This is a genomic window from Mycobacterium innocens (assembly GCF_900566055.1).
Classification (GTDB): domain Bacteria; phylum Actinomycetota; class Actinomycetes; order Mycobacteriales; family Mycobacteriaceae; genus Mycobacterium; species Mycobacterium innocens.
The window spans coordinates 1-24,607 of sequence record NZ_UPHQ01000313.1; the positions used below are offsets into that span (position 1 = coordinate 1).

General features: G+C 64.3%; 26 protein-coding genes and 1 pseudogene. 18 read left to right on the plus strand and 9 right to left on the minus strand.

Translation table 11 applies throughout. The features are described 5' to 3' along the window. Positions 1 to 180: 180 nt before the first annotated feature. A pseudogene (locus tag EET03_RS28770) lies at positions 181 to 387 on the minus strand (IS1634 family transposase); the annotation flags it as partial. 210 nt (positions 388 to 597) lie between these two features. Between EET03_RS28770 and EET03_RS28775 the strand changes: the two are divergent. The 3 genes from EET03_RS28775 to fadD4 are packed head-to-tail and all read left to right on the plus strand — an operon-like array spanning position 598 to position 3,972. Continuing rightward, the gene (locus EET03_RS28775; RefSeq protein WP_075543016.1) at positions 598 to 1,866 is read left to right on the plus strand and encodes an alpha/beta hydrolase; all 1,269 of its coding nucleotides are present in this window, start codon (positions 598 to 600) and stop codon (positions 1,864 to 1,866) included. Between the two features lie 45 nt (positions 1,867 to 1,911). Next, a complete protein-coding gene (locus tag EET03_RS28780) occupies positions 1,912 to 2,403 on the plus strand; it encodes an SRPBCC family protein (protein WP_167470739.1) in 492 nt (163 codons plus the stop codon). A gap of 27 nt (positions 2,404 to 2,430) precedes the next feature. Continuing rightward, positions 2,431 to 3,972, plus strand: a complete 1,542-nt coding sequence (gene fadD4 / locus EET03_RS28785; protein ID WP_075543018.1) for a fatty-acid--CoA ligase FadD4 — start codon at positions 2,431 to 2,433, stop codon at positions 3,970 to 3,972. 88 nt (positions 3,973 to 4,060) lie between these two features. Here the strand turns inward: fadD4 and EET03_RS28790 are convergent, their stop codons facing one another. The 3 genes from EET03_RS28790 to larB form a co-directional block, all read right to left on the minus strand. After that, entirely contained in the window at positions 4,061 to 4,942 is an 882-nt protein-coding gene (locus EET03_RS28790) for an alpha/beta fold hydrolase (RefSeq protein ID WP_167470740.1), read from the minus strand. 204 nt (positions 4,943 to 5,146) lie between these two features. Further along, positions 5,147 to 6,364, minus strand: a complete 1,218-nt coding sequence (larC, locus tag EET03_RS28795) for a nickel pincer cofactor biosynthesis protein LarC (protein WP_075543020.1) — start codon at positions 6,362 to 6,364, stop codon at positions 5,147 to 5,149. Further along, positions 6,361 to 7,050, minus strand: coding sequence for a nickel pincer cofactor biosynthesis protein LarB (larB, locus tag EET03_RS28800; protein ID WP_208649160.1), 690 nt, complete (start codon positions 7,048 to 7,050; stop codon positions 6,361 to 6,363). Before larB ends, larC begins: the two co-directional genes overlap by 4 nt. Positions 7,051 to 7,110: 60 nt before the next feature. Here larB and EET03_RS28805 point away from each other — a divergent pair, with 60 nt between their 5' ends. From EET03_RS28805 to EET03_RS28850, 10 genes are all read left to right on the plus strand, one after another. Then, complete coding sequence (locus EET03_RS28805; RefSeq protein ID WP_075543021.1) at positions 7,111 to 7,725, plus strand: (2Fe-2S)-binding protein; 615 nt, start codon at positions 7,111 to 7,113, stop codon at positions 7,723 to 7,725. 27 nt (positions 7,726 to 7,752) lie between these two features. Beyond that, on the plus strand, positions 7,753 to 9,177 hold the full coding sequence (locus EET03_RS28810) for a hypothetical protein (protein ID WP_075543059.1): 1,425 nt from the start codon (positions 7,753 to 7,755) through the stop codon (positions 9,175 to 9,177). Further along, entirely contained in the window at positions 9,170 to 10,159 is a 990-nt protein-coding gene (locus EET03_RS28815; protein WP_075543022.1) for a molybdopterin-binding protein, read from the plus strand. The genes EET03_RS28810 and EET03_RS28815 overlap by 8 nt, the downstream gene beginning before the upstream one ends. Further along, positions 10,131 to 10,517 (plus strand): hypothetical protein, encoded by a 387-nt coding sequence (locus tag EET03_RS28820; RefSeq protein ID WP_075543023.1) that lies wholly within the window; start codon positions 10,131 to 10,133, stop codon positions 10,515 to 10,517. The genes EET03_RS28815 and EET03_RS28820 overlap by 29 nt, the downstream gene beginning before the upstream one ends. 74 nt (positions 10,518 to 10,591) lie before the next feature. Further along, the gene (locus tag EET03_RS28825; RefSeq protein ID WP_167470741.1) at positions 10,592 to 11,308 is read left to right on the plus strand and encodes a nicotinate-nucleotide pyrophosphorylase; all 717 of its coding nucleotides are present in this window, start codon (positions 10,592 to 10,594) and stop codon (positions 11,306 to 11,308) included. Beyond that, on the plus strand, positions 11,305 to 12,144 hold the full coding sequence (gene larE, locus EET03_RS28830; RefSeq protein WP_075543025.1) for an ATP-dependent sacrificial sulfur transferase LarE: 840 nt from the start codon (positions 11,305 to 11,307) through the stop codon (positions 12,142 to 12,144). The genes EET03_RS28825 and larE overlap by 4 nt, the downstream gene beginning before the upstream one ends. Before the next feature lie 40 nt (positions 12,145 to 12,184). Next, positions 12,185 to 13,492: a TetR/AcrR family transcriptional regulator gene (locus tag EET03_RS28835; protein ID WP_075543026.1), complete on the plus strand. Its 1,308-nt coding sequence runs from the start codon at positions 12,185 to 12,187 to the stop codon at positions 13,490 to 13,492. 34 nt (positions 13,493 to 13,526) lie between these two features. Continuing rightward, a complete protein-coding gene (locus EET03_RS28840) occupies positions 13,527 to 14,180 on the plus strand; it encodes a (2Fe-2S)-binding protein (RefSeq protein WP_075543027.1) in 654 nt (217 codons plus the stop codon). Between the two features lie 2 nt (positions 14,181 to 14,182). Further along, positions 14,183 to 15,616, plus strand: coding sequence for a hypothetical protein (locus EET03_RS28845; protein WP_075543028.1), 1,434 nt, complete (start codon positions 14,183 to 14,185; stop codon positions 15,614 to 15,616). 7 nt (positions 15,617 to 15,623) lie between these two features. Continuing rightward, on the plus strand, positions 15,624 to 16,496 hold the full coding sequence (locus EET03_RS28850) for a molybdopterin-binding protein (RefSeq protein ID WP_075543029.1): 873 nt from the start codon (positions 15,624 to 15,626) through the stop codon (positions 16,494 to 16,496). A gap of 43 nt (positions 16,497 to 16,539) precedes the next feature. Here EET03_RS28850 and EET03_RS28855 read toward each other — a convergent pair whose 3' ends face one another. Together EET03_RS28855 and EET03_RS28860 are read right to left on the minus strand one after the other, a co-directional pair. Next, positions 16,540 to 17,601, minus strand: a complete 1,062-nt coding sequence (locus EET03_RS28855) for an acyl-CoA dehydrogenase family protein (protein ID WP_075543030.1) — start codon at positions 17,599 to 17,601, stop codon at positions 16,540 to 16,542. After that, positions 17,602 to 18,846 carry an acyl-CoA dehydrogenase family protein gene (locus tag EET03_RS28860; RefSeq protein ID WP_075543031.1) on the minus strand — a complete coding sequence of 415 codons (1,245 nt, stop codon included), beginning with the start codon at positions 18,844 to 18,846 and terminating at the stop codon, positions 17,602 to 17,604. It lies immediately after the preceding gene. Between the two features lie 41 nt (positions 18,847 to 18,887). On the opposite strand from EET03_RS28860, the gene EET03_RS28865 reads away from it, so the two are divergent. The 5 genes from EET03_RS28865 (at position 18,888) to EET03_RS28880 (ending at position 21,994) form a co-directional block, all read left to right on the plus strand. After that, entirely contained in the window at positions 18,888 to 19,916 is a 1,029-nt protein-coding gene (locus tag EET03_RS28865) for an acyl-CoA dehydrogenase family protein (RefSeq protein WP_075543032.1), read from the plus strand. Between the two features lie 15 nt (positions 19,917 to 19,931). Further along, on the plus strand, positions 19,932 to 20,936 hold the full coding sequence (locus EET03_RS28870; protein WP_075543033.1) for a hypothetical protein: 1,005 nt from the start codon (positions 19,932 to 19,934) through the stop codon (positions 20,934 to 20,936). 111 nt (positions 20,937 to 21,047) lie between these two features. Next, positions 21,048 to 21,239 carry an NAD-dependent epimerase/dehydratase family protein gene (locus tag EET03_RS33215; protein WP_425271572.1) on the plus strand — a complete coding sequence of 64 codons (192 nt, stop codon included), beginning with the start codon at positions 21,048 to 21,050 and terminating at the stop codon, positions 21,237 to 21,239. Continuing rightward, positions 21,203 to 21,529, plus strand: a complete 327-nt coding sequence (locus EET03_RS33220; RefSeq protein ID WP_425271573.1) for an NAD-dependent epimerase/dehydratase family protein — start codon at positions 21,203 to 21,205, stop codon at positions 21,527 to 21,529. Before EET03_RS33215 ends, EET03_RS33220 begins: the two co-directional genes overlap by 37 nt. Positions 21,530 to 21,583: 54 nt before the next feature. Continuing rightward, a complete protein-coding gene (locus EET03_RS28880) occupies positions 21,584 to 21,994 on the plus strand; it encodes a PEP-utilizing enzyme (protein WP_075543035.1) in 411 nt (136 codons plus the stop codon). Between the two features lie 67 nt (positions 21,995 to 22,061). Here the strand turns inward: EET03_RS28880 and EET03_RS28885 are convergent, their stop codons facing one another. From EET03_RS28885 to EET03_RS28895, 3 genes are all read right to left on the minus strand, one after another. Continuing rightward, positions 22,062 to 22,895, minus strand: coding sequence for an SDR family NAD(P)-dependent oxidoreductase (locus EET03_RS28885; protein ID WP_075543036.1), 834 nt, complete (start codon positions 22,893 to 22,895; stop codon positions 22,062 to 22,064). Positions 22,896 to 22,907: 12 nt separating this feature from the next. Further along, positions 22,908 to 24,065, minus strand: coding sequence for an acyl-CoA dehydrogenase family protein (locus tag EET03_RS28890; protein WP_244232590.1), 1,158 nt, complete (start codon positions 24,063 to 24,065; stop codon positions 22,908 to 22,910). Positions 24,066 to 24,092: 27 nt separating this feature from the next. After that, positions 24,093 to 24,607, minus strand: a 515-nt coding sequence (locus EET03_RS28895) for an SDR family oxidoreductase (protein ID WP_136625781.1), incomplete at its 5' end; no start/stop codon positions are given.

Here is a 24,607-nt window from a genome sequence, read left to right on the forward strand (position 1 = left end):
AACCTGCAAAACGCCATCAGATACGCCCAGCACACCGCCGCCGAACTCGACACCGCACACCAACACGCAGCGCACCTCGCTGCCGCCGAACCAGCACACCAACTATCAAGCCCCAACACCAAACGCCCGGGGCCAAAATTCATGCAGATCAGTGGGGCCAAACCACTTGACGAAACGCAACTCCGAACCGGCCGCCACCAGCGCTTGGCCTTTCAAGGCCGCTTCGATCGCGGTGACCGCCTCCTCTGGCAGCTTGGACAGGTTGGCCAGCGTTTCGTGGCGCACCTTGCCGTCATGGCGGAACGTGCGGCGCACCAAGACCGATTCGTAACGGCGAACATTGCCCGACTTGTCGACGTAGTTACTCGATGTCCGGGCTACGTGCATAGCGACTGGTTTAGCCACATCACAATGCTACAACGTGAATTCGTTCCACATCAGCAGCAACACGCTACTATTAGTGGCTACACTTTTCCTGCCGAGTCGCCACAAAACCCAGCTCAGCACCCCATTTCCCTTATTTACCAGCAGTAACTTCGGTCTAGAGCGGCCACCGCATTGGCACTGCTTGCCACGGCGAGCGGGTTTGCTGCCGCAGTGGCGAACACGACGAGGCTTGACTGGGTGCTGCGCCGGATCTTGCCCGGGTTGTCATCGGCAGCCTCTGTGGTTCCGCTGTTCTTCGTGAGCCTGGTGGCGAGCGAGTTCCCGCTGCATGTTTTGCTCGGTGAAGCGCTGATCGCCGCAGAGCTGTTGCCTAGCGCGCTGCACAGCAGGCGGGGGAGACTCGCAGCGGGTGCCATTGTCGCGTCGTGGCTCGCCTTGCTGCGGGCCAGAGCGACCGCCAAGCGGGCGGCAAAGGTACTTGACACGGCGCTCACCGCGGCGTTGGAACCCGGGTACGGTACGCACCTCCCCGACGAGACTGGTCAGGACACGCCGATGCGCCTCAAGGACACGTGGATTCCTCGGTTTAGCCAACGCCGTCGATATCTGCGCCACGAGAACCTGTTGTACGGCACCGCCGGTGTCCGCAATCACTTGGACATCTGGCACCACGCGGATCTCCCTGCAGATGGACACGCGCCCGTGCTGGTGCAGATTCACGGCAGCGCCTGGGTCGCCGGAAGCAAGCTCGGCCAGGGTTACCCGCTGATGGCACACATGGCGGAGCGGGGATGGGTCTGCGTGGCGATCAACTACTCGCTCGCTCCCGCGGCGCGCTGGCCGGCGCACATCATCGATGTCAAGCGTGCGCTCGCGTGGGTCAAGCGTGAAATCGCCTCCCACGGAGGCGATCCGGACTTCGTCGCGCTGACCGGAGGCTCAGCCGGCGGGCACCTTACAGCTCTGGCTGCGCTGACCGCTAGCGAACCCGTCTTTCAGCCCGGCTTCGAGGAGGCCGACACGTCAGTGGCCGCGGCGGTACCGTTCTACGGCGTCTATGACCTGCTGGACCGAACCGGCGAAGCTCCTCCGGAACAAGAAGCCTTCCTGACCAGAGTCGTCATCGGCCAGTCACCTGCCGCAGCGCCGACCGCGTGGGACCACGGATCACCGATGTCGTGGTTGAGGCCGGACGCGCCGCCGTTCTTCATCCTGCATGGTGACATCGACACGCTGAGCTTCCCGACGCAGGCGCGGAGATTCGCCAGCGAGTTGCGGCGGGTGTCCCGCCAACCGGTGGCCTATGCTGAACTTCCCGGTGCACAGCACATGTGGGAAGCGGTGCCCACCGTGAGGACCGCGGCAACGGTGGCAGCGGTGGATCGATTCCTCAGTTATGTTCATGGCCGGTTCTCGGCGAATACCGATCGCATCACCGATGACCACACGGGACGGCGAAAGTCGTTGAGAGATGGGTGAAATCAGGATTCAGGGTGTCGAAGCCCACGGGGATGGGTGTGCTCGGTGCCGCCAACGCTGACCAACTTGGCCGCGCCGATCAGCGGTTATGTGGTCTGGTACTCGGCCGCTGGCGCACACGACATCTGGGAGGCGCTCACTGACGTCACTCGGATGGGGCAATGGAGCCCAGAGTGCACCGGCTGCACCTGGTTGGGTGGCGGTGGTTCGGTGGGAGTCGGAACCCGGTTCCGCGGGTCTAATCGTTGGGGACCCATGCGGTGGGCCACGATCTGCACGATTGAGGTCTTCGATGCCGACAGGTGCTTCGCGTATTCCGCGCGGCATTGGTCCGGTGCGCGAACGCGATGGACGTACCACCTCGTTGCCGACGAGGCTGGCACCCTCATCAGCGAAAGCTTCGAGTCGGTGGACACACCGGCGATTGTGCTGTTTCTCGACAGGCTCACCGGCCGGCCCCGTCGGCTCAAGCATCAGGTCCGCACGACGCTTGCCCGGCTGAGCGCGTTCGCCGAGCAACACGCCTCATCTCGGTGACGCACGGACCGAAAACGTAGGAGAATCATGGAGATCCGAGGGCACATGGACTCGGCCAAACCCGCCGTCATTCTGCATCCTTCTCGGACTGAACTGAGCTTCGCTGAATTGGAGGCACGCGCCAACCGGCTGGCGCACTACTTCCGCCGGTGCGGACTCGTCGAGGGTGACGTCATCGCGGCGATACTGGAGAACAACGAGCACACCCACGCGGTGATGTGGGCGGCACGACGTGCCGGGCTGTACTACGCGATGATCAATACCCACCTCTCCGCGGCCGAAGCCGCATACATCATCGAAAACAGCGCCGCCAAGGCGGTTATCGGCTCCAGCGCGACGCGCGCGGTATGCGGGGGCGTTGCCGAACACCTGCCCAATGGATTGCCGGCCGTGCGGCTGGTGGCCGACGACGACCTCGACGGCTGGCTGCGCTACCCCGATGCCGTCGCCGAAGAGCCGAGCATTCCCATCGCCGACGAGCTCGAGGGAGACCTGCTGCAGTACTCATCGGGAACGACCGGGCGGCCCAAGGGGATAATGCGCGAACTGCATCACACCACGCCGGCCGACGCGCCGAACTTGCTCACGCCACTGCTGACAGCGGTCGGAATCACCGGCGAGGCAGTCTATTTGAATCCAGCACCGCTATATCACACCGCGCCGGCCTACTGGTCGATATCCATCCAGGCCATGGGCGCCACCACCGTGGTCATGGAGAAATTCGATGCCGAGCAGGCACTCGAGGCCATCCAGCGCTACCGCGTCACACACGCGCAGTTCGTGCCCGCAATGTTCGTTCGGATGCTGAAATTACCTGAGGTTGTGCGTAACTCGTATGACCTGTCCAGTCTGCAGCGGGTTGTTCACGCGGCCGCCCCGTGCCCGGTGGACATCAAGAAGCGGATGATCGAGTGGTGGGGGCCGATCATCGACGAGTACTACTCCTCCTCGGAGGGCGCCGGCACATCATTTATCACAGCGGAGGAATGGCTGACCCATCCCGGCTCGGTGGGCAAGACACTGGTGGGAATTCCGCACATCCTCGACGACAACGGGATGGAGCTTCCCGCGGGCAAAGCGGGCGACATCTACTACGAAGGCGGCCTGCCGTTCGCGTATCACAAAGACACCGCCAAGACGGCGGCGTCACGCGATGCGCACGGCTGGGTGACGGTAGGCGATGTCGGATATCTCGACGAAGACGGCTATCTCTATCTCACGGATCGACGCCACCACACGATCATTTCCGGCGGACTGAACATCTACCCCCAGGAAGCCGAGAATATGTTGATCACGCACCCAAAGGTGCTCGACGCTGCCGTGTTCGGCATCCCCGATCCGGAGATGGGCCAGTCGGTCAAAGGTGTCGTGCAAACCGTCGACCCGGCCGACGCTAACGAGGACTTCGCCTCAGAGCTGCTGGCTTGGCTGCGAACTCAATTGGCACACTACAAGTGTCCGCGGTCAATCTCCTTCGAGGATCAGCTGCCTCGCGCCGACACCGGCAAGCTGTACAAACATGAGCTGGCGGAAAAGTACTCTTACGGAGTACACACCGGCTCACCGTGATGGATGGCTGGCCGAGGCGCGATGCCACGTCTGACGGGGAGTGCTTGGCACCAGGCCTGGGCGGTCTTGTCGCACGTGCAGTTTCAGCCTATCCAGGACCAGCGACGAGGCCCAGGACGGCCGCAAGGGCGCCCGGGGCAAGAAAGCCGGCCGACGCAGTGGTGGCATTGCCATGGGCCGGCGCTCGAGGTTCTCGCCGCAGCACCTGATCCAGTTCGGTATTCATAAGGCGTCCAAGAGTATCGGCGCCGCGCTGGGGATCGGCAATCATCCACGAGTGATACGCGTGTGGCACTTTGTGAAGCGAGCCTCCGGCGTATTCTGCCATCGTGACGGCGTTGCGAAAAGGCACCAGGATGTCGTTCTCGGCATGCACGACGATGACCGGCACACCGTGCCCGCGGACACGACGAAGCAACTCGCCAGTGGGAGCCGAATTAGCTACCGAATTGATGGCGGCCGCCAGCAGGTGCGGTCGTCCCCCCCAACGCGCCAAAGCAGCTGCCAATGACAGGCCGTAGAGGCGTCGATCGCGCCAATTGCGGCACCGCCACCAGTCCACGCCGGTGTCGTAAAGCGCGCCGCACAAGCCGGTGGCGAGCGCCGGCAACGATTCGAGCGCTCGTTTGGCGGATGCATCGAAGGCGTCGCCGGCCGCGGCATCCAGCAGGACCGCGGTCAGCACACGATCGGGTTGTCCGGCCGCGAGTTCGATCGTCGCGCGTCCGCCCATGGAGTGCCCGACCACCACGGCCTGACGTACGCCGAGCCTATCCAGCGTCCTCACCAACAGGGCCACACCCGAGCGGAAGTCGCTGCCGCGCAGCGGGGCGGTGCGGCCATGTGCTACCGCGTCGATCGCGATGACACGAAAGCCGTGCGTGCTGAGTCGACTCAGAAAGCGCGTGTAGACGCTTCCGTTCAACCCGATGCCGTGCAGGAACACCAGCGGAATGCCCTGGCCGCCCACGGTGACACCGACGTGGTGACCATCGTCTAGCCGGATCACGTGATGGCTCAGTCGCGGCGAGCGTAAGGGAGTGGCCCCCATCGAACCTGTCACGAGCCTCCCACCGTTGCGAGTTCGCGCTTCTGCCCATGATGGCATCACAGCGCCGCAATCATGGTCATAACGACGTTGATCGCGAGTAGATCGGCACGATGCGCCGGCCTTTCAAGTGTGGTGCGACCACGACCGATCCTGCTCCGGGCACGCTCCCGACGCGAGTTCCTGAGCCGCCCCGAGGGCCTGGACCCAGACCGACTTCACGCTGCGCCCGGTCGCTTCGGCAACCCGCACGCAGTCACGGTGTTCAGGTTTGACGTTGACGACTTCGCCGTCAAGAAAACCAAGTTTGACGGCTATGGCGTGGCCGTCGACAGTGACGGTGCCGAATCTGCGTTCGAGGGCCCATCGATGTTCTACCCGCCGCACTCTGACCCCCAGCGTGGTGGAATGGCGCAGAATTGCGCGGGCGACTGAATTTTCCGCGGCCGTCGAAACCAATGCCGACAGCGTGAATCCAGGCCGACCGTGTTTCATTGTTGCCGGTGTGGTCCAGGCGTCGTGGGCGCCGGCAGCCAAGCACGCTGCCAACACGTCCGGCACCCATTCCGGCAGCATGTCATCGAGATTGGTCTCGAGGACAAGAGCGGCCTGACCAAGTTCCGTAACATGGCGATTCGGCCGACCAAGCAGCGCGCGAACGACGTTGGGCACGTTGGGCCAATCGGCGTTGCCCGCACCGGTGCCGATGGCTGACAAGGTCATCGGCGGCATCGCGCCGAATCGGTTGCTCAATGACGACACGAGCGCGGCGCCGGTGGGTGTGACCGTTTCCCCGTTGATGTCGACCCCAAATGTATTGGCACCGCGGAGGATCTCCAGGGTGGCAGGAGCCGGCAGCGGAAGCACTCCGTGCGCACTGTTGATGGTCCCGTGCCCCAGCGGAAGGGGCGAGCAGACGACCTCGTCGACGTCGAGCTCATCCAGCGCCAAGGCCACGCCACAGATGTCGACGATGGCGTCCAGTGCGCCGACTTCGTGGAAGGTCACCTCTTCGGGAGGGATCCGGTGGACACGTCCTTCGGCCTCAGCCAACAGCGCAAATGCCTTGTGTGCCCGAGCCTTTGGGCGCTCGGGCATCGAACTCGAGTCGATGATTCGGCGTATGTCTTGCCAGCGGCGGTGCGCATGCTCATGCGGCAACGCCACATTCAGTGCCGAGGAGGCGATTCCGTGGCGCTGCACTGCGTGCACGTCAAGACTGACGTCGCTTACCGGCAACCGGGAGCGAATCGCATCGAGAGATGCGCCCGCGTCGATCAGCGCGGATAACAGCATGTCGCCGGCGACGCCCCCGACGCAATCGAGGTATAGCGTGGAAGTCATTTGGCGGCCAACACGATTCGTGCGGCCGCGCACGCAGCGCCGAACCCGTTGTCGATGTTGGTCACCAGCACCCCTTGCGCACAGCTTGCCAGCATGGCGTTGAGCGCTGTCTCGCCACCCCGGGCGGCACCGTAACCGGTTGACGTCGGCACACCGATAACGGGGCAGGCAACCAGCCCGCCGACCACCGACGCCAGTGCGGCGTCCATTCCGGCGACCACGATAAGCGCCTGTTCGCTGCGCAGCTCATCGACCCGGTCGAGCAGGCGCCACAGCCCGGCCACGCCAACATCGACGTGCAGGCGGGAACTGATGCCCAAGAATTGCAACGTGCGCGCGGCCTCGAGCGCCACCGACCTATCCGAGGTGCCGGCCGCAACGATGCCGACTCGGGCGTTTCGCTCCTGAAGAGTGCCGTTGAGAAAGGCCGTCTGCGATAAGGCGTCGTAGTCCAGAGCCGCATCGGTCCGGCTGCTGGCCGCCTCGTATTGCTGTTCGCACATGCGCGTCAGAAGCACTGGTCCCACACCGGAGGCATCGAGGTGCTCGACGATCCGCACCACGTCGTCGGCGTGCTTGTTCAGGCAGAAAATCGCCTCGGGTAAGCCGATCCGGTCCGCGCGGTTGCGGTCGTAGATCAACATGTCGGCCGCATCGTGGCAGGCGTTCTTGACATATCCGTCCATGGCATTCACTCTGTGACTTAGATTACGGACTGAATTAGTACCTATCAAGAGGAGTGCTGCTTGAATACGATCCAATTCGGTATCGAGGTCATCGACGAGAACTGCACCGGCTGTTACCGCTGCGAACGAGCCTGCCCGACCGAGGCGATCGTCATGGTCGGCCCGAAGACCGCCGCGGTGGCGGTGGTGGACCACGAAAAATGCATCGCTTGCATGCGGTGCATCGACGCCTGCGATGACGACGCATTGCGCAGCATCAACCGCGACGAGCCAGCGCTCAACGACGTCGACCTATCGCACGTCGACCACGAAGCCGTCAAAGACATGTGCCGTGCCGCCGACATGTCGCCCAGCCACTTGATCTGTCCCTGCGCCGGACGGTCGGCACAGGAGGTCGCCGCAGCGATCCTGCAGGGGGCCGGCACGTACGAGGAGTTGTCGTTACGGATCGGCGTTCAATCCGGGTGTCTGATGTACTGCAGTGTTCCGCTGCGGCGATTGCTCTTGGCCGGTACCGGAGACGCCCGCACGGATTCCAAGGTGCGCCGGTATGCCAGTGATCAATCGCTGATGGACATCAACCCCGAATTGGATGCTCGATACCCGCTGTTCAACGTGGGTCTCGAGCAGCAGTGGCGCCTCAACGAAATAGCCGAAGCCGATGTTGATCTGTGAAACCGAAGAGGCCATCTGATGTCGATCATGGCTGATAGCACGACGTTCAACCCTCCCGTCGAACCGCCGGCGATCGTGCCGTCGCAATACGGTCCGCCGGTTCGCCCGCTGCGCGCTAAAGATGTCCCGGGCATGGTGTCGCTTGCGGTCACCCGACTGTTTCCCGACATTCCGCCGGCCATATACCGGCACAGCCAGGACGGTGCGCCGATGCGCGGCGCAACACTGGACGCGCTTGCCCGGGTCGACATGACCATGATCAAGCCCAGCCACCGGGTCAATGTCATTTGCTCCGAACACGGGTTCGGCATGGATGGCGGGTTCGGCTATGCCGAGATGTTAGGAGCCATCCGCGACGAGATCGTTTCACGCACCGGGTGTCGCAACGTCAAGCTCGTGGTGATGGCCTGGCATGGCCGCAAGGAACCCCAGGAGTTGATTGACTACTTCGGCCTCGGCGAGCGGTTCGCAGGCAAAGTCGTCGGCGCTAACCCGCTCGACGCGGGTGTCCGGATCGACACCGTCCTGGGGCCGCTGATCGGAATCCGAACTGTCTACAACTCCGACTGGATCGTCCACACCCACTACGACGATCCGCGCGAGGTATACGCACATCGCGCCATCGATCGCATCACCAAACCATTCGGAATGTCCTATGCCCGTATGGAGACCCGGTCGATCTTCCACATGCAGATGGGTCCACGCACCGGCAACCTGATCGGCCGAGCCGTCGCCGATTCGGACTTCGTACGAAGCAAGCTCGCCTTCTCGGTGGTGATGAAGAGTTCCCCCAACGGGCTGACGGGCGTGGACGCGGACAACAACCTAGACAACCTTGGCGCGCGCACCACCACTGACATGCTTCGCTCGTACGGCAAGATGCTGGCGCTGTTGCGGACCGTCGACGACTGCATCCCGATCATTGACGGCGCGAAGTGGCCCTACTACATCCATGCCGGGGGAATGATTTTCGGGCAGCTGTTCTTCAACGGACGCGACTGGTGGGATCTCGACCTGCCCGACGATACTGCCGACATCGAGAAGATGGTCGGCGGCAATGTCTTGTTGGGAATCAAAGCGCTGGTGCTCAATCATGCACTGATCGGCCTCTCGGTGCTGTCGTTGCCGATGGTTTACCCGACGATCGTCGCTGGCCGCGCCATGGCCGACGTTTTGGCGCGCGACTTCGCCAATCCGGACATCCTGGAGTACGCCGAAGTGGCCGACGACTTGTTCCAGGCGGTCGACATGGCGCGCGAACGGGCGGGCGGTTCGAACAACCTGATTTGCTTCGACGGCAGCTACGGCGCCATCAACCTGACCCCGTCCATGGGGGAACAACTGCTCGCGCACGCACCCGAATGCAGCCGGCTCGTCGACGAGGAACTGCTACCCAAGTACCTCAAGCAGCGGGGACTGGATCCGGCCGCGATGGGAGTCGGCAGTGCCTGATGTCCCGTCTGATGTTCAAGACCTCCTGACTCTCGACCTGCTCGATAAGCGCGAGCTGCGGGTGGAAGGCGTGCGGCTTCGCGAAGCCAACCTCGGGGCGCTTGCCGCCGCGGCAGCGAGCGCATTGGACCTGCCCGCCGATGAAGTCCTCGTCACTGATGTGCTCGACGACGTCGTCACTTTCGACATCCTGCGCCCGAAGATCTTCGCGCACCAGCTCGTTGGCCGCTGGGCGGCGATCCGGCAACGGCTGGCAGAGGTGCCGGGAGTGATCCTGCATGCCGATGCCCGAATCACGTCGGACGGTGTGTTGGGCTGGATCCCCGCCGACCCCGACGTGCTCCGGGAGGCGTTGGCAGCGGCGCATGTGGCGGGGGAGAGGATCGCGGCGCGGATCAGCCGTCGGGTGTGTGTGTTGTCGACGGGCGCCGAGGTCGATCGCAGAGAGATCGAGGACACCAACCGCGAGACGCTCAGCGCCGTATTCGGCGACGACTACGACGTGTCGTTCGGAGGCACGGTACGAGACGACCGTGACCTGATCGCAGGACGCATGCGTACTGCGGTGGACGCGGGCTACGGCGTGATAGTCACGACCGGTGGTGTGGGTGCGGAAACCAAGGACCAAACCATCGAGGCGTTGCTCAAGGTGGATCCGCAGGCGGCGACACCGTATCTGACCTACTTCCCGTCCGGTCATGCGCGCCATGCCAAAGCCGGTATCCGAATCGGTGTGGGCGAGTTGCACGGCAGCGTGATCGTGGCCCTGCCCGGACCCAATGAAGAAGTTCGACTCGTCGCGCCGGTCCTCCTCGAGCACCTGCAGGCGGGCAGGCGGCGCGCCGAGCTGGCCGGGCCGATTGCCGCGCGGCTACGGGCGCACCTGCGGACGCGGATGAACCACCAACCCCATGACGAGAACCACGAGTCCGATGACCAGCCGGGAGTGCAGCATGACCCAGACGTATCCGTTTCTCAGTGAGCAGTGGTTCGGGGCAGTCAAGGATCTGTTGGCAGACGGCGAGCCCGAACTGCCCGAGCCGTTGCGCGGCTTGGTGGTCAATGTCAATGTCACCGACGTCGGCGTGCAGACAACCTATCGGGGATGCTGGTTCGAGCCCGGATTCTCCGATGATGCCGAAGCGGCCCTGACGACGACGAGCCAGCTGGCCTACGACGTCATGATCGAAAAGAATCTCGCCCTCGGCGTCCGGGCAATCGCTACTGGCAAAGCCAAACTGAAGGGCGACAAAACCAAAATGATGAAGCTGCGGGCGGTCCGCCCGACCGCTGCACAGGAAGCGTTCGAGCAATGTGTGCGGGAGGTCACTCGATTGTGAGTCTGCTGTCCGCGCGACCCCGTCGTATCACCGCCGAACTGGTTGCAGGCTTGACGGGTCACTACAGCGCCGTGGTGAGTCCGACCGAGCCGGGACTGGTCGCAGGAACGGCACTGGTTCGCCCGCCGTTGAGCGACCCGGCCGGACGATGGGATGTCGTCGCTGTCGAGGGAAAACGGGCCGGCGCCGGAGAGCCGCTGATCTGCATCGAAGGAAGTGCTTGGGAAATCTCGGTGGCCGAAGACCATGTTCTGGGCGTTCTGGGATTCGCCGGAGGCATCGCGCGCCGAGGCGTCGAGGTCAAGGCGGCAGCGCCTGCGGGGCTGCGTGTCGTGTGCGGCGGTTGGAAGAAGCTACCCGCATCGCTCAAACCCGTGCTGCGTGCGGGCCTCGATGTCGCCGGGCTGTCCCACCGGCTGCTCGATGAGGATTTCGTCTACGTCGGAAAGAATCAGGTCGCGATGCTCGGCGGTGTGGTCGCTGCGGTGACGGCCGCACGGAAGTTGCACCATGGCCCTGTCTCCGTGCAGGTTTCCGACGTCGCAGAGGCGTTGGAAGCGGTCGACGCCGGGGCGGGGGTGGTAATGGTCGATACCGGGCGGCTCGCCGACCTGGAGGCGGTCGGTTCCGCGCTGCGCGCACGTGACCAGGACGTGCTTGTCGCCTATGCCGGCGGGGTGACCAAGCCGCAACTTAGGCGCATCGCCGACCTGGGCGCCGACATTGTCGACATCGGCCGTGCCGTGCTCGATGCGCCGCTGTGGGATTTGCACCTGGAAGTCGTCAAATGAGCGAGCAAGCGGTGTTCGACACGTTGGCTGCGGCGCTGGCGCACTCACCGCGCCGCGTGATCGCGTGTAGCGGTGGTGTCGACAGTCTGCTGCTGGCCGACGTCGCGCACGAATTGCGGCCGCGTACAACGCTTGTCGCTCACTCGGTGTCGCCGGCTGTTCCGCCGTCGGCCACCGAACGGGTCCGGCAAGTGGCCGCCGACCTGGGATGGCGGCTGGAGCTGGTGGAGTCGCATGAGTTCGAGGATCCCCGCTATCGGGCGAACCCGCGCAATCGTTGCTACTTCTGCAAATCGCACCTCTACACCGAGCTGGACCGGATCTCGGCGGTGGCGCTCCGGCGCGGTCCCGGTTGGACGGTGCTGAGCGGCGCGAACGCCGACGATCTGGGCGAGTACCGGCCCGGTCTGGTGGCGGCCGCCGAACACGGTGTGCGGCATCCGTTCGTCGAGGCGCACATGGCGAAGGCCCACATCCGCGCCCTGGCGCGAAGCCGCGGCAGATCTTGGCATGACCTACCGGCAGCGCCTTGCCTGGCCAGCCGCCTCTACACGGGAACCGCCGTCACCGCTGAACGTTTGCGCGCGGTTGACCGAGGGGAGCGCATGCTGCGTGAACGCGCCGGGCTCGAGGTAGTCCGGTGCCGGATCGACGGCGACGACGTCCTCGTAGAGGTCAATGCCGATGCGCGCTCGCAACTTTCTCCCGCACTGTTGGACGAGATACTCGGGGTGATGCGCAGCGAGGCCCCCGGACTCTGCTCGATCACCCTCGACGAGGCGCCCTATGCGCCGGGACGCGCGTTCGTCGTGCTCTCGGGTCGTCGAATCGGATAAGTTGGCCGGCATAGCATTGCGTGTCTCACGGAAGCCGAAAGTGTCGCAGCGTCGGCCGGGCGGCGGTCGGCCGAGAGATCCTGATGTCGAGCAACGCGCACTGGAAGCCGCTCGCCTGATCTATGGCGAATCAGGAAAGTCGCAGGTGACTTTCGCCAATGTCGCAGCACGGGCCGGCGTGGGCAAACCGGCGCTGTACCGGCGGTGGTACAGCCCCGAGGATTTGTTGATGGACGCGCTGCGCCAGATTCCGCTCCGACCAGGCATCGACGATCTTGGTGATGCTCAAGCAGAGCTGGCCGGCTACGCACGCGACCTGATGCGTCTGTACGTATCACCCGACGGGGCGGCATTGTTGCGACTGACTACCGAATTCCATGAGCAGACAGAGGCGTTCCGGCAACTGATGGCCCAAGTGTCGGACGGCATGATTACACTCGCCGCAACGGTGATCGACCGCGCGGTCGGGCGGGGTGAGCCGGTGCCCCAATTGTCGGCGGAGACCATCATGGAAGTCCTCACCGGCGCCATGCTCAGCCATACGATGATTCGCCTCCACGCCGGCCAATTACCGCCCGATGATGAGGTGAATCAATACTGTTGGCGCCTGGCCGGATTGGTGCTCGGGCGCACCGACGCGCCGACGCCGCGGTCGCTCCAACCGACTGACCTCCGACGCCCTACGCCGGGTGAGATTCCGTCGGCGGACCTGCTTCCGCGATCGAGCGGCAGGCGTGACGAATTGATCCGCATTGCTCAGCAGGTGGTGGCGCAGCAGGGTTTCGCCGATCTCACCCTGGCCCACGTCGCTGAATCCGCCGGTATGACCGCCCCGGCGCTCTACACACATTTCTCGGGCCGCACTGACCTGCTTGAGCAGGTGCTGGAGACCACAGCGCGTGAGTACGCCGAGGACATGCGCATCACTGATGACCCCGACGGGTCGGTGGAAGACCGGCTGCGGACGCGGTTGTCCCGGTGGGCGACGATGCCCACCGCACGGCTGCGAATTATTCATGACGCTGTGTTGCACATCCCGGAATCGCCCAGGGTCAAGCGTGCCGTTGAGCGAGCCCGCGGTGCCTGGGTGAACTTCGTCGTTGACGTGCTCGAGCGGGGTATTACTCGCGGAGAGGTCCGTGCCGACGTCGATGTGGATGCCGCCACCGACTTGTTGACCAGCAGTCTGCTGGGCGTCGAGGTGGCAACAGAAACCGGCCTGTTAGCCGAGACTTTCCTCGCCTACACCGACCAACTGGTCGATATGTTCCTGGCCTATGTGCGGCCAGCGAGTCCGTCCTCTGCATCCGTTGACGGATGGGCGGCGTCCGAAATACCCTCGTCTTAATCCGCATTAAGGTCCAAGGTTTGGGGAGACGCTCATGGCCAAACGCGTCACGATGGTGGCCGAAATCGTCGAGGACCTCTGTACCGGGTGCAACAAGTGTGTGCTGGCCTGCCCCACGGTGGCGATTTCGATGCGGCCGAGGCGCTCCGATGAGCCGGGCCCCGGCCGCAATGTCGCGGTCCTGCGGGACGACATCTGCTACAACGCCCAGAACTGCATGGAGTTGTGCCCTGACGACGCGATTGTGATGCGGCCGCTAGATCAACCTTTCGAGGTGGGCAAATCCACCGCTGACGTTTCACCCGAGGCAATCGGGCAGCTATGCATGCAGGTTGGGCTCCTGCCGGACATGCTGGTATGCGTTTGTACCGATACCACGGCCGGCGAGTTGGCCGGCGCGGTCCTAGATGGAGCCCATACCCCTGAGGATGTCGCGCGGCGGACCGGCGCGCGTACCGGGTGCACCGAGATCTGCCTCGACCCGATTTTGCGGCTGCTGGCCGCGGCCGGACACGGTGATGCACCACGCAATCCGCGCAATGGCTATCAGTGGTACGGGATACCAGGACGGCTGATGAACTTTGTCGGCCCGGATGGCCGGGTCGACCCCGAACTGGTGCAGGCATATCCGCATCTGCGGTTGCAAAAAGACGTCAACGCAATGCTTTTCAAGATGGATGAGGCCTGATCATGACCATTGGCTCGATGCCCGCCCCGCGGCTGCTGCCCACCTGGAATGGCCGCCGCCCCGCCGACGTGGTCACCACTCGCGCCGCCGATCTCGACGACATCGTGACCCTGCCGATCCGCGAACTGACGCCCTGGCTACCGGAGCCGATCTGGACGCCTGATGGCCGGTTGGGGCCCACCGCGGTGGACGAGGTGCGGGCGCGTACCCGCGCACGGATCGAGAGCATCGACTGGTCGAAAATCAAGGCCGGCGAACGGGTCGATCTGCTGGCCAACCCGCACGGGTTCGCCCTATCGGGGTTGGCCTATGTGGCGATGCTGGAAGAAATTCAACAGCACGTGGAGGCGGTGACCGGCGCTACGGTGCGGCTGCGCATCGCTGAGTCCATGGGCCACATCGAGAATCCAGACTGGATGCGTGTTTTCGATCTCGAACGGCGCTTCGGTGACGCCAGGGAATGCCCCCAGATTGGGCAAGGCATCGAAGTCGAGACCCGGGTGGGTCCGATGTATCTGACTCGGCAGCTGTTTTCCGCTGATCACTTCATCCACACCCATGTCACCGAGATGCGGGAAGGCTATCTGCACCGCATGGTGGATCGGCTCTTCAAACCGTTCGGCATGGGCTATACGAGGCTGGAAACACGGTCGGCCTACCACTTCGGTTACGGACCGCGCACGGGTCAACTGGTGGCGCGCGCTGTGTTCGACAGCGAGTTCGTGCAACAGCGTTACGTGTCCACTGTGGTGCTCAATACCAGCCCCGAAGGTGTTATCGATGTCGACGCTGACAACGACCTGCTGCGGCTCGATCGCCGCGTGGCCACCGACATTTTCCGTAACTACGCCGTGCTCATTCGGCTCATGAGCGAAGTCAAAGACGTCACTGTCGTCTTCGACGGTCATGGCAGCACGGTCTACAGCTACGCCGGCGGAATACCGTTCGATGTTCTGTACTACGCCAACGCCGACTGGCTCGATCTGGACAATCCGGCGCTGTACGCGGTGCTGCTGCCCGAGTCGATACGGGGTCTGGTGGGGCAGTACATGATGGGCGAGAACGCCAACATCAAGGCCTACGTCATCAACTACATGGCCGGCGGGGTCCCGTACATGTATCTGTTGAAAGGTGTGCCCACCTTCGTCACCAGCCGACAGGTGATGGACTGGTTGCAGCAGGATCCGTCCGCATGCTGGATTGGTGACGTCGCCGAGGTGACAGACGGCCTCGCCGATGCGATGCGGCGAGCCAAGGCGATTGCCAACTCCGACAACGTTCTCGTATACGACGGGCTACCGGGTGCCATGCATGTCTCGGAATCGCTCGCGCAGGCGCTTCGCCAAGCAGCACCGCGGGTGATCGACGACGTCGAAAGAGTGCGGATGCCCAAATGGCTGGCCCAGCGTGACCTGCCCAATGTGACGTTGACCTGAGTACGCGATGCCTGAAGTCGAATTACTCGATAAGACCGAAGTTTGGGTGCGCGGCATCACGCTGCATGGGGCGGATCTGCGTCTGCTGGCGGCCTCGGCCGCGCAGGCATTGGATCTTGAGCCGGATTTGGTATTCGTCACCGACGCACGCGATGACCATGTCGTATTCGACGTGTTGAAACCTCGAATGGAACTCGCCGGCATTGTCGGACGAGAACCTGAGCTGATCGCCGCACTCGGCGAGGTGGCCGGTGCCACGGTGTCGGTAGGTGCATCGGTGCACTCTCGCGGCGTCTTGGGCATGATCGGAACACCGTCCGACAAGGTCGACGAAACACTTTCGCGGGCAAGCGAAATTGATAACCGGCTACGTTCCTATGTGTCATCACGGGTTGCTGTCGTTTCGACTGGGCCGGAGGTGGTGGCCGGCAACATCAAGGACACGAACTTGGCGACGGCCCAACAAGTGTTGGGACGCGCCGGTTTCGAAGTGGCGGCTGCGGGTGCCGTCGCCGACAATGAGGATGTCATTGTCGGACGTGTGTTGCGGCTGGTCTCGGAGGGCTTCGGCGTCATCATCACCACCGGCGGCGTCGGGGCCGAAGACAAGGACCGCACAATCGAGGCGCTGCAACGCTGCGATCCACATTTGACCACAGAAGTTCTATCCACCTACGCGGTTGGTCATGGCCGCCACGTGAAACCCCACGTGCGTATCGGTGTGGGCCGGGTGGAGTGGACCCGTCTGATCGCCCTGCCCGGGCCGACCCGTGAAGTTCAGGCCGCACTGCCGGTTGTGGTGCAAGGGCTGCAAAAAGGCTGGGATGACATCCGACTTGCTCAGGCACTGGGCGAGGTTCTGCGGGCCTGTCTGCGATGACGTCGCCAGGTTATGACACGCGCCGCATGCGCGCGATGTCCCGTCAGGATCTGAGCAGCCTGTCGGCAATCCTTGCGCGATGTGTGGCCGGGGACCCGTAGGTGAGCTCGAGGGCTTTGGCTCGCCGCAGGTACAGGTGCAGGTCGCACTCCCACGTCACTCCGATGCCGCCGTGCAATTGAACGGCGTCGCTGACCACGTGGACCGCGTTCTCGGTGGCCACCGCTTGAGCCATTGCCACCGCATTGGGTGCGACGTCCTTCTCCGCGAGCGCCCATGCCGCGCCATACACTGCCGAGCGGGCGTTCTCGACGGCGACGAGCATGTCGGCCAACGTGTGCTTGACCGCCTGGAAAGTGCCTATGGGCAGCCCGAATTGACGTCGTTCGGTCGTATAGCGCGCGGTCGTGTGAAGCGCCGTCGAAGCCGCTCCGGCCGCCTCCGCCGCCGCCATGGTCAGCAGCAACTCGCCGGGCCGCGCAACATCGTCGGCGCCGGTCAGCAATTCGGCGTCGGTACCTCCGAACTCGACAGCGGCGGCGGGACGCGTGCGGTCGACAGTAGGCAGCGGCGTGACGTGCGCGGCGTCGGTCACGAACCACCGCGCCCGTTCTGCTACGAGCGCCGGCACCACCATAAGGCCCGCCGCGGCGGCGTTGGGCACCAGCGGCACAATGCCGTCTAGCCGCCACCGCACCCCGTCGCTGGTCGCGGTGACGGCACGCAAGTTGGCCGGCTCGGGCAACACGATGCCCGCCACGATCTCGCCGCGGGCGATGGGAATCAGCAGCCGCTTGCGCTGATCGTCGGAACCCGTCAGTTGCACGGCCTCGCCCGCCGCGGCGTGCTCGGCAAAGGGAACCGCACCGACGGCACGCCCCAGTTCCTCGGCGATCACGGTCTGCTCAACCGGGCCGGCACCGCCTCCTTCGAAGGCGTCCGAGATAGCGACGCCGACGACACCGGCACCGCAGAGAGTCGTCCACAGTCGGTTGTCTATGAAGACGTCGTCGGCATAGCAACTGCGCGGATTGGCTTGCTGTGCACACACATCCGCGATGAGTGCGCGTAGCGCCTCGTGTTCCTCGGTGAATTCGAACTTCATCTACGCGTCAGCCCACGGGTCGCGCGGCTGGCCGAGGACGCGCTCGGCCAGCACGTTGCGTTGGATCTCCGACGTGCCGCCGCCGATTGTCGACGCCCGGGTGCGCAGCCACCCCAGCGCCCATTTGCCCCTGTTTGGCGCGTCGGCGGCGCCGGAGTCGAGAATGGCGAACTCGCCGCCGAGGTCGAGTGCCAGTTCGTGGATCTGTTGTTCGACGTGCTGGCCGAACAGCTTCGACATCGACCCCTCAGGGCCCGGCTCCTTGCCGGTAAGCACTTTGGCCAGATTGCGAAGTCCATTGAGCCGTACCAATTCCACGTCGATCCACGCTTGCGCGATCCGGTCTCGAAGATGTGGATCTTCAGCGGCGCGGATGCCATGCCGATCCGGAGTGCCGGCCTGCTTGATCGCTTTGTTCAGTGTCGCCCTCAACGCCATCTGCTGACCCAGGAACAAGATGGCCCGCTCGTTGGCCAGCGTGGTTCGCGTGACATTCCAGCCGCCATTGAGCTCGCCCACGACGTTCCTCAACGGCACGCGAACCGACTCTAGGAAGACCTCGTTGAAGCCCGCGTCGCCGGAGATCTGGCGAATGGGCCGCACCTCAACGCCCGCGGCGGTCATCGGGATGAGCACGAAGCTGATGCCATGGCGCTTGGGCGCGTCGGGGTCGGTGCGCACCAGAGCGAACATCCAGTCGGAGTGCTGAGCCCCCGAGGTCCAGATCTTCTGGCCGGTAATAACCAGAGTGTCGCCGTCCACGATGCCGCGGGTGCGCAGAGACGCCAAGTCGGACCCCGCCTCAGGTTCGGAGAAGCCTTGGCACCACACATGGCGGCCGTCGAGCATGGGCGGCAGGAATCGCTGCTGCTGTTCTGGACTACCGTGTGCGATCAACGTGGGCCCACACAAGTTCAGGCCGATCCGGCCGGCCAGGGGTGGCACCCTGCGCTCGGCCGAAGTGAGGTAGAAGAGCAGCTGTTGGCGTGCGGTGGCCGCTCGACCGCCGAACTCGGTCGGCCAGGCGATCGCCGCCCATCCGCCGGCGGCCATCTGGGCCTGCCAATCGCGCGCCAATTGGCGCTTTTCCGCCTCGGTGGTCGCGCTTATCAGCTTGTCTTGCATTGCGGGAAGATGGGCGTCGAGCCACGTGGACCACTCCTCGGCGAAGGCGGCGTCGTCCTCCGACAAGTCGATGTCGAGGTGACCCAGTGCCGAAACGGACGGTCCCGTTGTGTTGCGCACGACAAATACTATAACCTGGTGAGTGCTTTATCGGGAAAGGGTTGAAATTGTTCGACGAGCGTTGGCCGCGGGAAGCCGAGGAACTCGGTGAGGCGCTCGCCGACATCTTGGCCAAAGAGTGTCCCCCGGACACCCTGCGGGCGATGGAGCGTGGCGACACAGAGGTTGACCCTGAGGGGAAGGGCCGGATCGATCGGCTTGATCGCGCGCTGAACGAGTTCGGTCTGTGGGAGCTACCGCCCGATCCTTATCTGCTCACGCGGGCGGCGGTGGCCCTCGGCGCCCATCTGGCACCGGTGCCCTTCGTGTCCACCGCACCCGCCCTCGCACTGCTCGGCGAGCAGGAGATAGCCAATGGCGTGGACCGGGCGGTCGTTCCGGCGACGGTAGCGCGGGTGGTGATCGCGGTTGGCTCGGGCTTGGGGATCGCACCGATGCCGTCCGAAGTGCGCCGCACCGCCGCAGGCGAGACGGTGGCCGTGGTGGCAGCCGTCAACTCCGAACCTGCGACCGGTGATCCCGAAGCGTTCCGGGCGTGGGGATTTCTCCTGGAGTCGGCGCAACTCGTAGGTGCGGCGCAGGCGCTGCTTCGTTATGGCGTCGACTACGTCAAGACGCGGCGGCAATTCGGTGTGCCCGTCGGCAGCTTCCAAGGTGTCGCCCACCCGTTGGCTGATGCGGCCACCGCGTTGCAATCCGCTGATCTGCTCACCCGTCACGCAGCGTATCTCGCCGCGAGCGACGGCGCTGTGCCGCTTTTCGCAGCAGCGATGGCGGCGGCGAAATCGCGCGCTGCGTCGCGGCAGGTGGCCGCCACCGTGCATCAGGCGCTGGGCGGCTACGGTTTCACGGTCGAGGCCGACTGCCAGTTGTACTCGCGGCGTATCCGCGCCTGGAGTTCGGCGATGCCTGATCCCGGTCCCTGGCTTACCCAGCTGGCCCGGACCTTGGCCGACCCGGCCACCCGAGACCACGTCACCGACCTGTGGCAGTTCGACCGCGGCTTCACCCTGCCGAGGTGGGCATTAACTGGACTCCCTGCATCTCATGCAGGTTCGGACGAGACATAGAGAAGAGACATAGATATGCCCGAAACCTTTCCGCGCCGAGCCGATTTCAATCATCAGCCACTGGTCGGCTTTTTCCGTCCGGAAGCCGATCAGGGTGTGGTCACGCGGTCATATTTCGGGCTCGTTCTGGAAGGCACGTGGTTTTACGGCATCCTGCGGACCGAGGATGGGCGGTCGTACGCCCTGCTGCGCAAAGCGGTCGGATACACCACTCGCGACATCGCAATCATGGCTTCCGACGACATCGGGCTGAGGGCCGACCGCCGAAGCGCCCAGGCTTGCATCGGCGGCAAGGTCCGCCGTGACTTTGTCGACGGCTACGACTTGACGGCTGGTGGTTCGGCGCGTGGCGCGAACTTCGAAGTCAGACTCGGAGACAGTGACTGCACCTGGCAGGAGCAGGGCACCGAAGGGCCACTTCTCGACATTCACGGCGGCCTCGCCGCTCCGGGGTTTCACGTCTACGTTCCATGGCGCAATGGACCGGGCGAGGCGGGGACGATTGGTGAGCCCGGCGCGCTGTATTACACGTCGACACCGTATTTCGCGGAGGGCACGATGTTCGGTGAGCCGGTCACCGGATTCTTCGCCGTTGATCAGAGCTACCTGCCGCACGGCGTCGACTGGAACAACAGCGCGATTTGGATGCGCTTGCAGGGAGGTTGGAACGTTTTCGCCAACGAGTACGCCGACGGTTCGGTCGAGTGGGGGCACATGAGCATCGGGGCTGACCGCTTTCGGTTTGCGGCAGTGGCGTCGTCGGATGCCATACTCGTCGACTCCCGCAGCGTCGACGCCGAGATCGACTGGCGCGATGACGAGTTCGTCGACCGGATCACCTTTGACGTGGGAGACGGACAACCGTGGGAATTCGTTACAGATCCCAACGGTCAGATGGTCGAGTTCTCAGCTGCCCGGCCTGGCTGGTCGGGACACGCGGGCCTGCTTCGGCGCGTCGGTGAAACGCGCACCCTCAATCGGCACTGGGCGTGGCAGGAGGTCTTTCCGAGCCGCGTGTAATACGCACCGCCCCTTGCGGGTTAAGTCCAATGTCTCCGAACGGAGAATTTCATACGACTGCTAGTCACCGGAGCCAATGGGGTCTTCGGTCGGGTGATCTGTCGCGACCTGGTGCGGCGCGGCGTTTCGGTGGTGGCGCTGGCGCGGCGAACCGTCGACATTCCAGGGGTCACCTTCATCAGCGGTGACATCCGCGACGCTGAAGCTGTCGAGCGAGCTATGCGTGGCTGTGATCGGGTTGTCCATTTGGCCTTCGTGCTTGCCCCCTGCGGTCGTCGACCGGTGCGGAAGACATCAACATAGGTGGTACCCGCAATGTGTTGCGCGCGATGGAGTCCACGGGTGCAAGCCATTTTGTCTTCACCTCCTCGACGCTCGCCTACGGACCGTGGCCGATCCGATGCGGCTCTCTGGGGTGCCCCGCCAGGCGGTGGCTGCGCTCAACGCTGCCGTGCGGAGGCGCGAACGCTCAAAAGACGTGGCAATGCACGGTACCCACGCCTTCGACTGGCGCTCCGCGAGATCGGACGCCGCCAGGTCGACGCCGGAGTCTTCGACGAAATCGGCGACATCTTCTACCTAGTGCCCGATGAAGTCGCAAACCCGCTCTTTACGCCGAGCGCATCCCCGCGCGTCGTGCTGAGCGTATGCGGCTGGCAGGGCTGATTCTTCCGCCCACGTTCACCCTGCGCTGGGAACCGCTGGGCAGCGATAACGCGGGCGCCAGCACTCAAGTACTGCACGGCATCGGCGCCTCGCCGGGTATCGTGCGCGGCCAGGTGCGCGTCGTACCCACCCCCGACGATATCGACGACATCGAACCCGACAGCGTTCTCATCGCGCGTGTCACCGATGTCGGCTGGACGCCGACGTTCGGCTGTGTGGCGGCGGTCGTCACCGACATCGGCGGTCTCCACTCCTACGCGGCAATCGTCGCCCGCGAGTTCGGCATACCCTGTGTCGTCGGAACCACCCGTGCGACGCGGGACCTCCCGAACGGTCGCGTGGTAGAGGTCGACGGCACCCGCGGCACCGTCACACTTGTGAACTCCGGATAGGTCGACCTCAGGGCACAAGTCAGCCCCGGTGACGCGGCCACTCTAGCGGGCTGTTGGCGCCACGTGATTAGAAGTATTCCGATCCGCCGTCGACGTTGAGCAGCACGCCATTGATGTAGCCCGCTCGTTCGGAGAGCATGAACGCGATGGCGTCGGCGATGTCGTCAGGCATGCCGAACCGGTTGCCCCAGGTGGCCCCGCCCCAAGCGCGGTTGCGCTCTCTGAAATCCTCGTCCTCAGTGTGGCCGCTCTTGGCCATCCGCTGCCGGCGTTCCTCAACGAGCTGCTCGTTCAAGATCATTCCGGGCAGCACGGCGTTGGCTCGAATGCCCTGAGCCCCGTACTCTTTCGCGAGGTTCTTGGTGAAGTGTGCCAGCGCTGCCTTCTGCGCGGAGTAGTGCGCGATTCGGGGTATGAAGTGCCGCACGGACATTGCTGACGTGGTTACGATCGCGCCACCGCCGTTTTCCAGCATGACCGGCACCGCTGCGCGCGCGATCCGCACTGACGTCATCAGAACCGACTGAAAGGCCCTCTCCCAGAACTCATCTGGTTCCAGGGGCGACGTCCGCACCTCGCAGAGCCCCACCGTGTTGACCACGTTGTCCAGTCGTCCGTAGTGCTCGGTGGTCTCCGCAACGACCTTTTCAGCGTCGCCGTCGCGGGTGAGGTCGGCGACCACGGTCAGCGTAGAGGCCGCACCGGCGTCAGCGACCTCGTGGGCGACCGATTGCAGGCTTGGCTTGGTGACATACCGGTACTCGGAGTCCCCCTCGGCGCGGCCACGCGAACACAACACCACGTGGGCGCGTTCCGCGCCAAGTCGCACCGCGGTGGCCCGGCCCATACCTTGGGTAGCGCCCAGCACGATCGTGACTTTGTCCTTCAGCCCCAGGTCCATGGTGTCTTCCGCTCAGCCTCGAGGTAGGCCCAACCAGCGTTGGGCGATGATATTGCGCTGAATCTCGCTGGTGCCACCGATGATTGACAGCACCGTCGATGCGCGCAAAAACTGCTCGGCGTCCTCGGCCAACAGGTCGGCGGAATCGAGCGTGTAGGAGTCGGGACCGAGCGCGTCGACGAGCCACTGCGCGACGCGCTGCGCGATCGCCGGCCCATGCAGCTTGCTCATCGACGCCTCGCCACTAGCGGACTGGCCGCGTTCGCCCAACGCGACCACCTGTTGCCCCAGCAGTCGCTCGGCCTGGAGTTCCACGATGAACTCGCCGATGTCGCAGTAGGTCGCATCGTCGAGTTCGATGCCGTGCCGGCCGATCCGGTCCAGGTAGCGTGCGAGCAGCAGACGTGCCTCGCGACCGCCGAAGCTCATCGACCGCTCCATGTCCAGCGCTTGCGACATCATCGTCCATGCTTGGCCGGCTTCACCGATCACGGCTCGAGCCGGAACTTTCACGGCGTCGAAAAAGCAGGCGTTGACCCGCCATCCGCCCATCACCCGCACTGGCTGGATCGTCACGCTGGGGGCGTGCGCGTCGATCATCAGCAGCGACAGACCGCGATGGCGGGTGCTGTCGGGTTCGGTTCGGACCAGGGTGTAGATCCAGTCGGCGATGTGTGCCCCGGAGGTCCACATCTTCTGGCCGGTGACGATGTAATCGCCGTCGGACGTACGGGTCGCTTTGGTGCGTAGCGCCAGCATGTCGCTGCCCGCTTCGGGTTCGCTATAACCTCCGGCGTAGGACCAGCTCGCGTCGAGGATGTGCGGAATATGTTCTGCCGCGAGGTTTTCAGGTCCGAATGTAGCCAGCATCCAGCCGACAGCTTCGGCTTGTTCGAGTCCATAGGTCGGCAGGCCGGCCGAGTCGAGCTCTTCATGGGCGACGAAACGCTCGGTTTGCGATGATGGCCGCCCCAGCGGCGCAGGCCATCCCAGACCGATCACACCCTGCCGAACCAGCCACGGGTTGAACGATGCCGGCGCCTGTCGGTCGCTCTCCAACGCTGTCATCTCCGTGCGCATGGCTGCCATATCGGCGGCGCTGAACTCGTCGATGTGGGTTCGCAGCTCATCACGGAGCTTGGCTTCTGATTCGTCGAGTCGGAATTTCAACTTTGCCAACGTCTTTCGTGCGTGATCTCAGGCCAGCAGGCTGTATCCGCCGTCAACCGGGATGGTGAGCCCGGTGACGAATCGGAAGTCACTGCTGAGCAGCGCGACGATCACCGAGGCCAGCTCGTCGGGATGACCCAACCGCCGCAGTGGAGTTTTCTTTGCGACCTCGGCTTGCATGTCGTGGACACCGGCGATGATGTCCTCCCCGCCATGACCGGGGTTGTCGACCAGTGATGGGGAAATCGCGTTGACGCGCACGCCCCGCGGACCCAGTTCCGCGCCGTAGTAGCGGACTAGGTTCTCCATCGCCGCCTTCGCGGGACCGATCGCGCCGTAGTAACGCGCGTAGTGGTTGGCACCCAGGCTGGACACGGCCACCACGGAGCCGCCAACTTTTTCCAGCTCGGGCAGCGCGGTGCGCACCGCTTCCCACAACCCCCACACCTGGACGTCGAAAACCCGGTCGTAGTCCTCCCGGGTGACCTTGAGTGTGCGGCCGGCGAGGATCGGCACGGCGGTGGTCACCAGCCCGCCCAGCC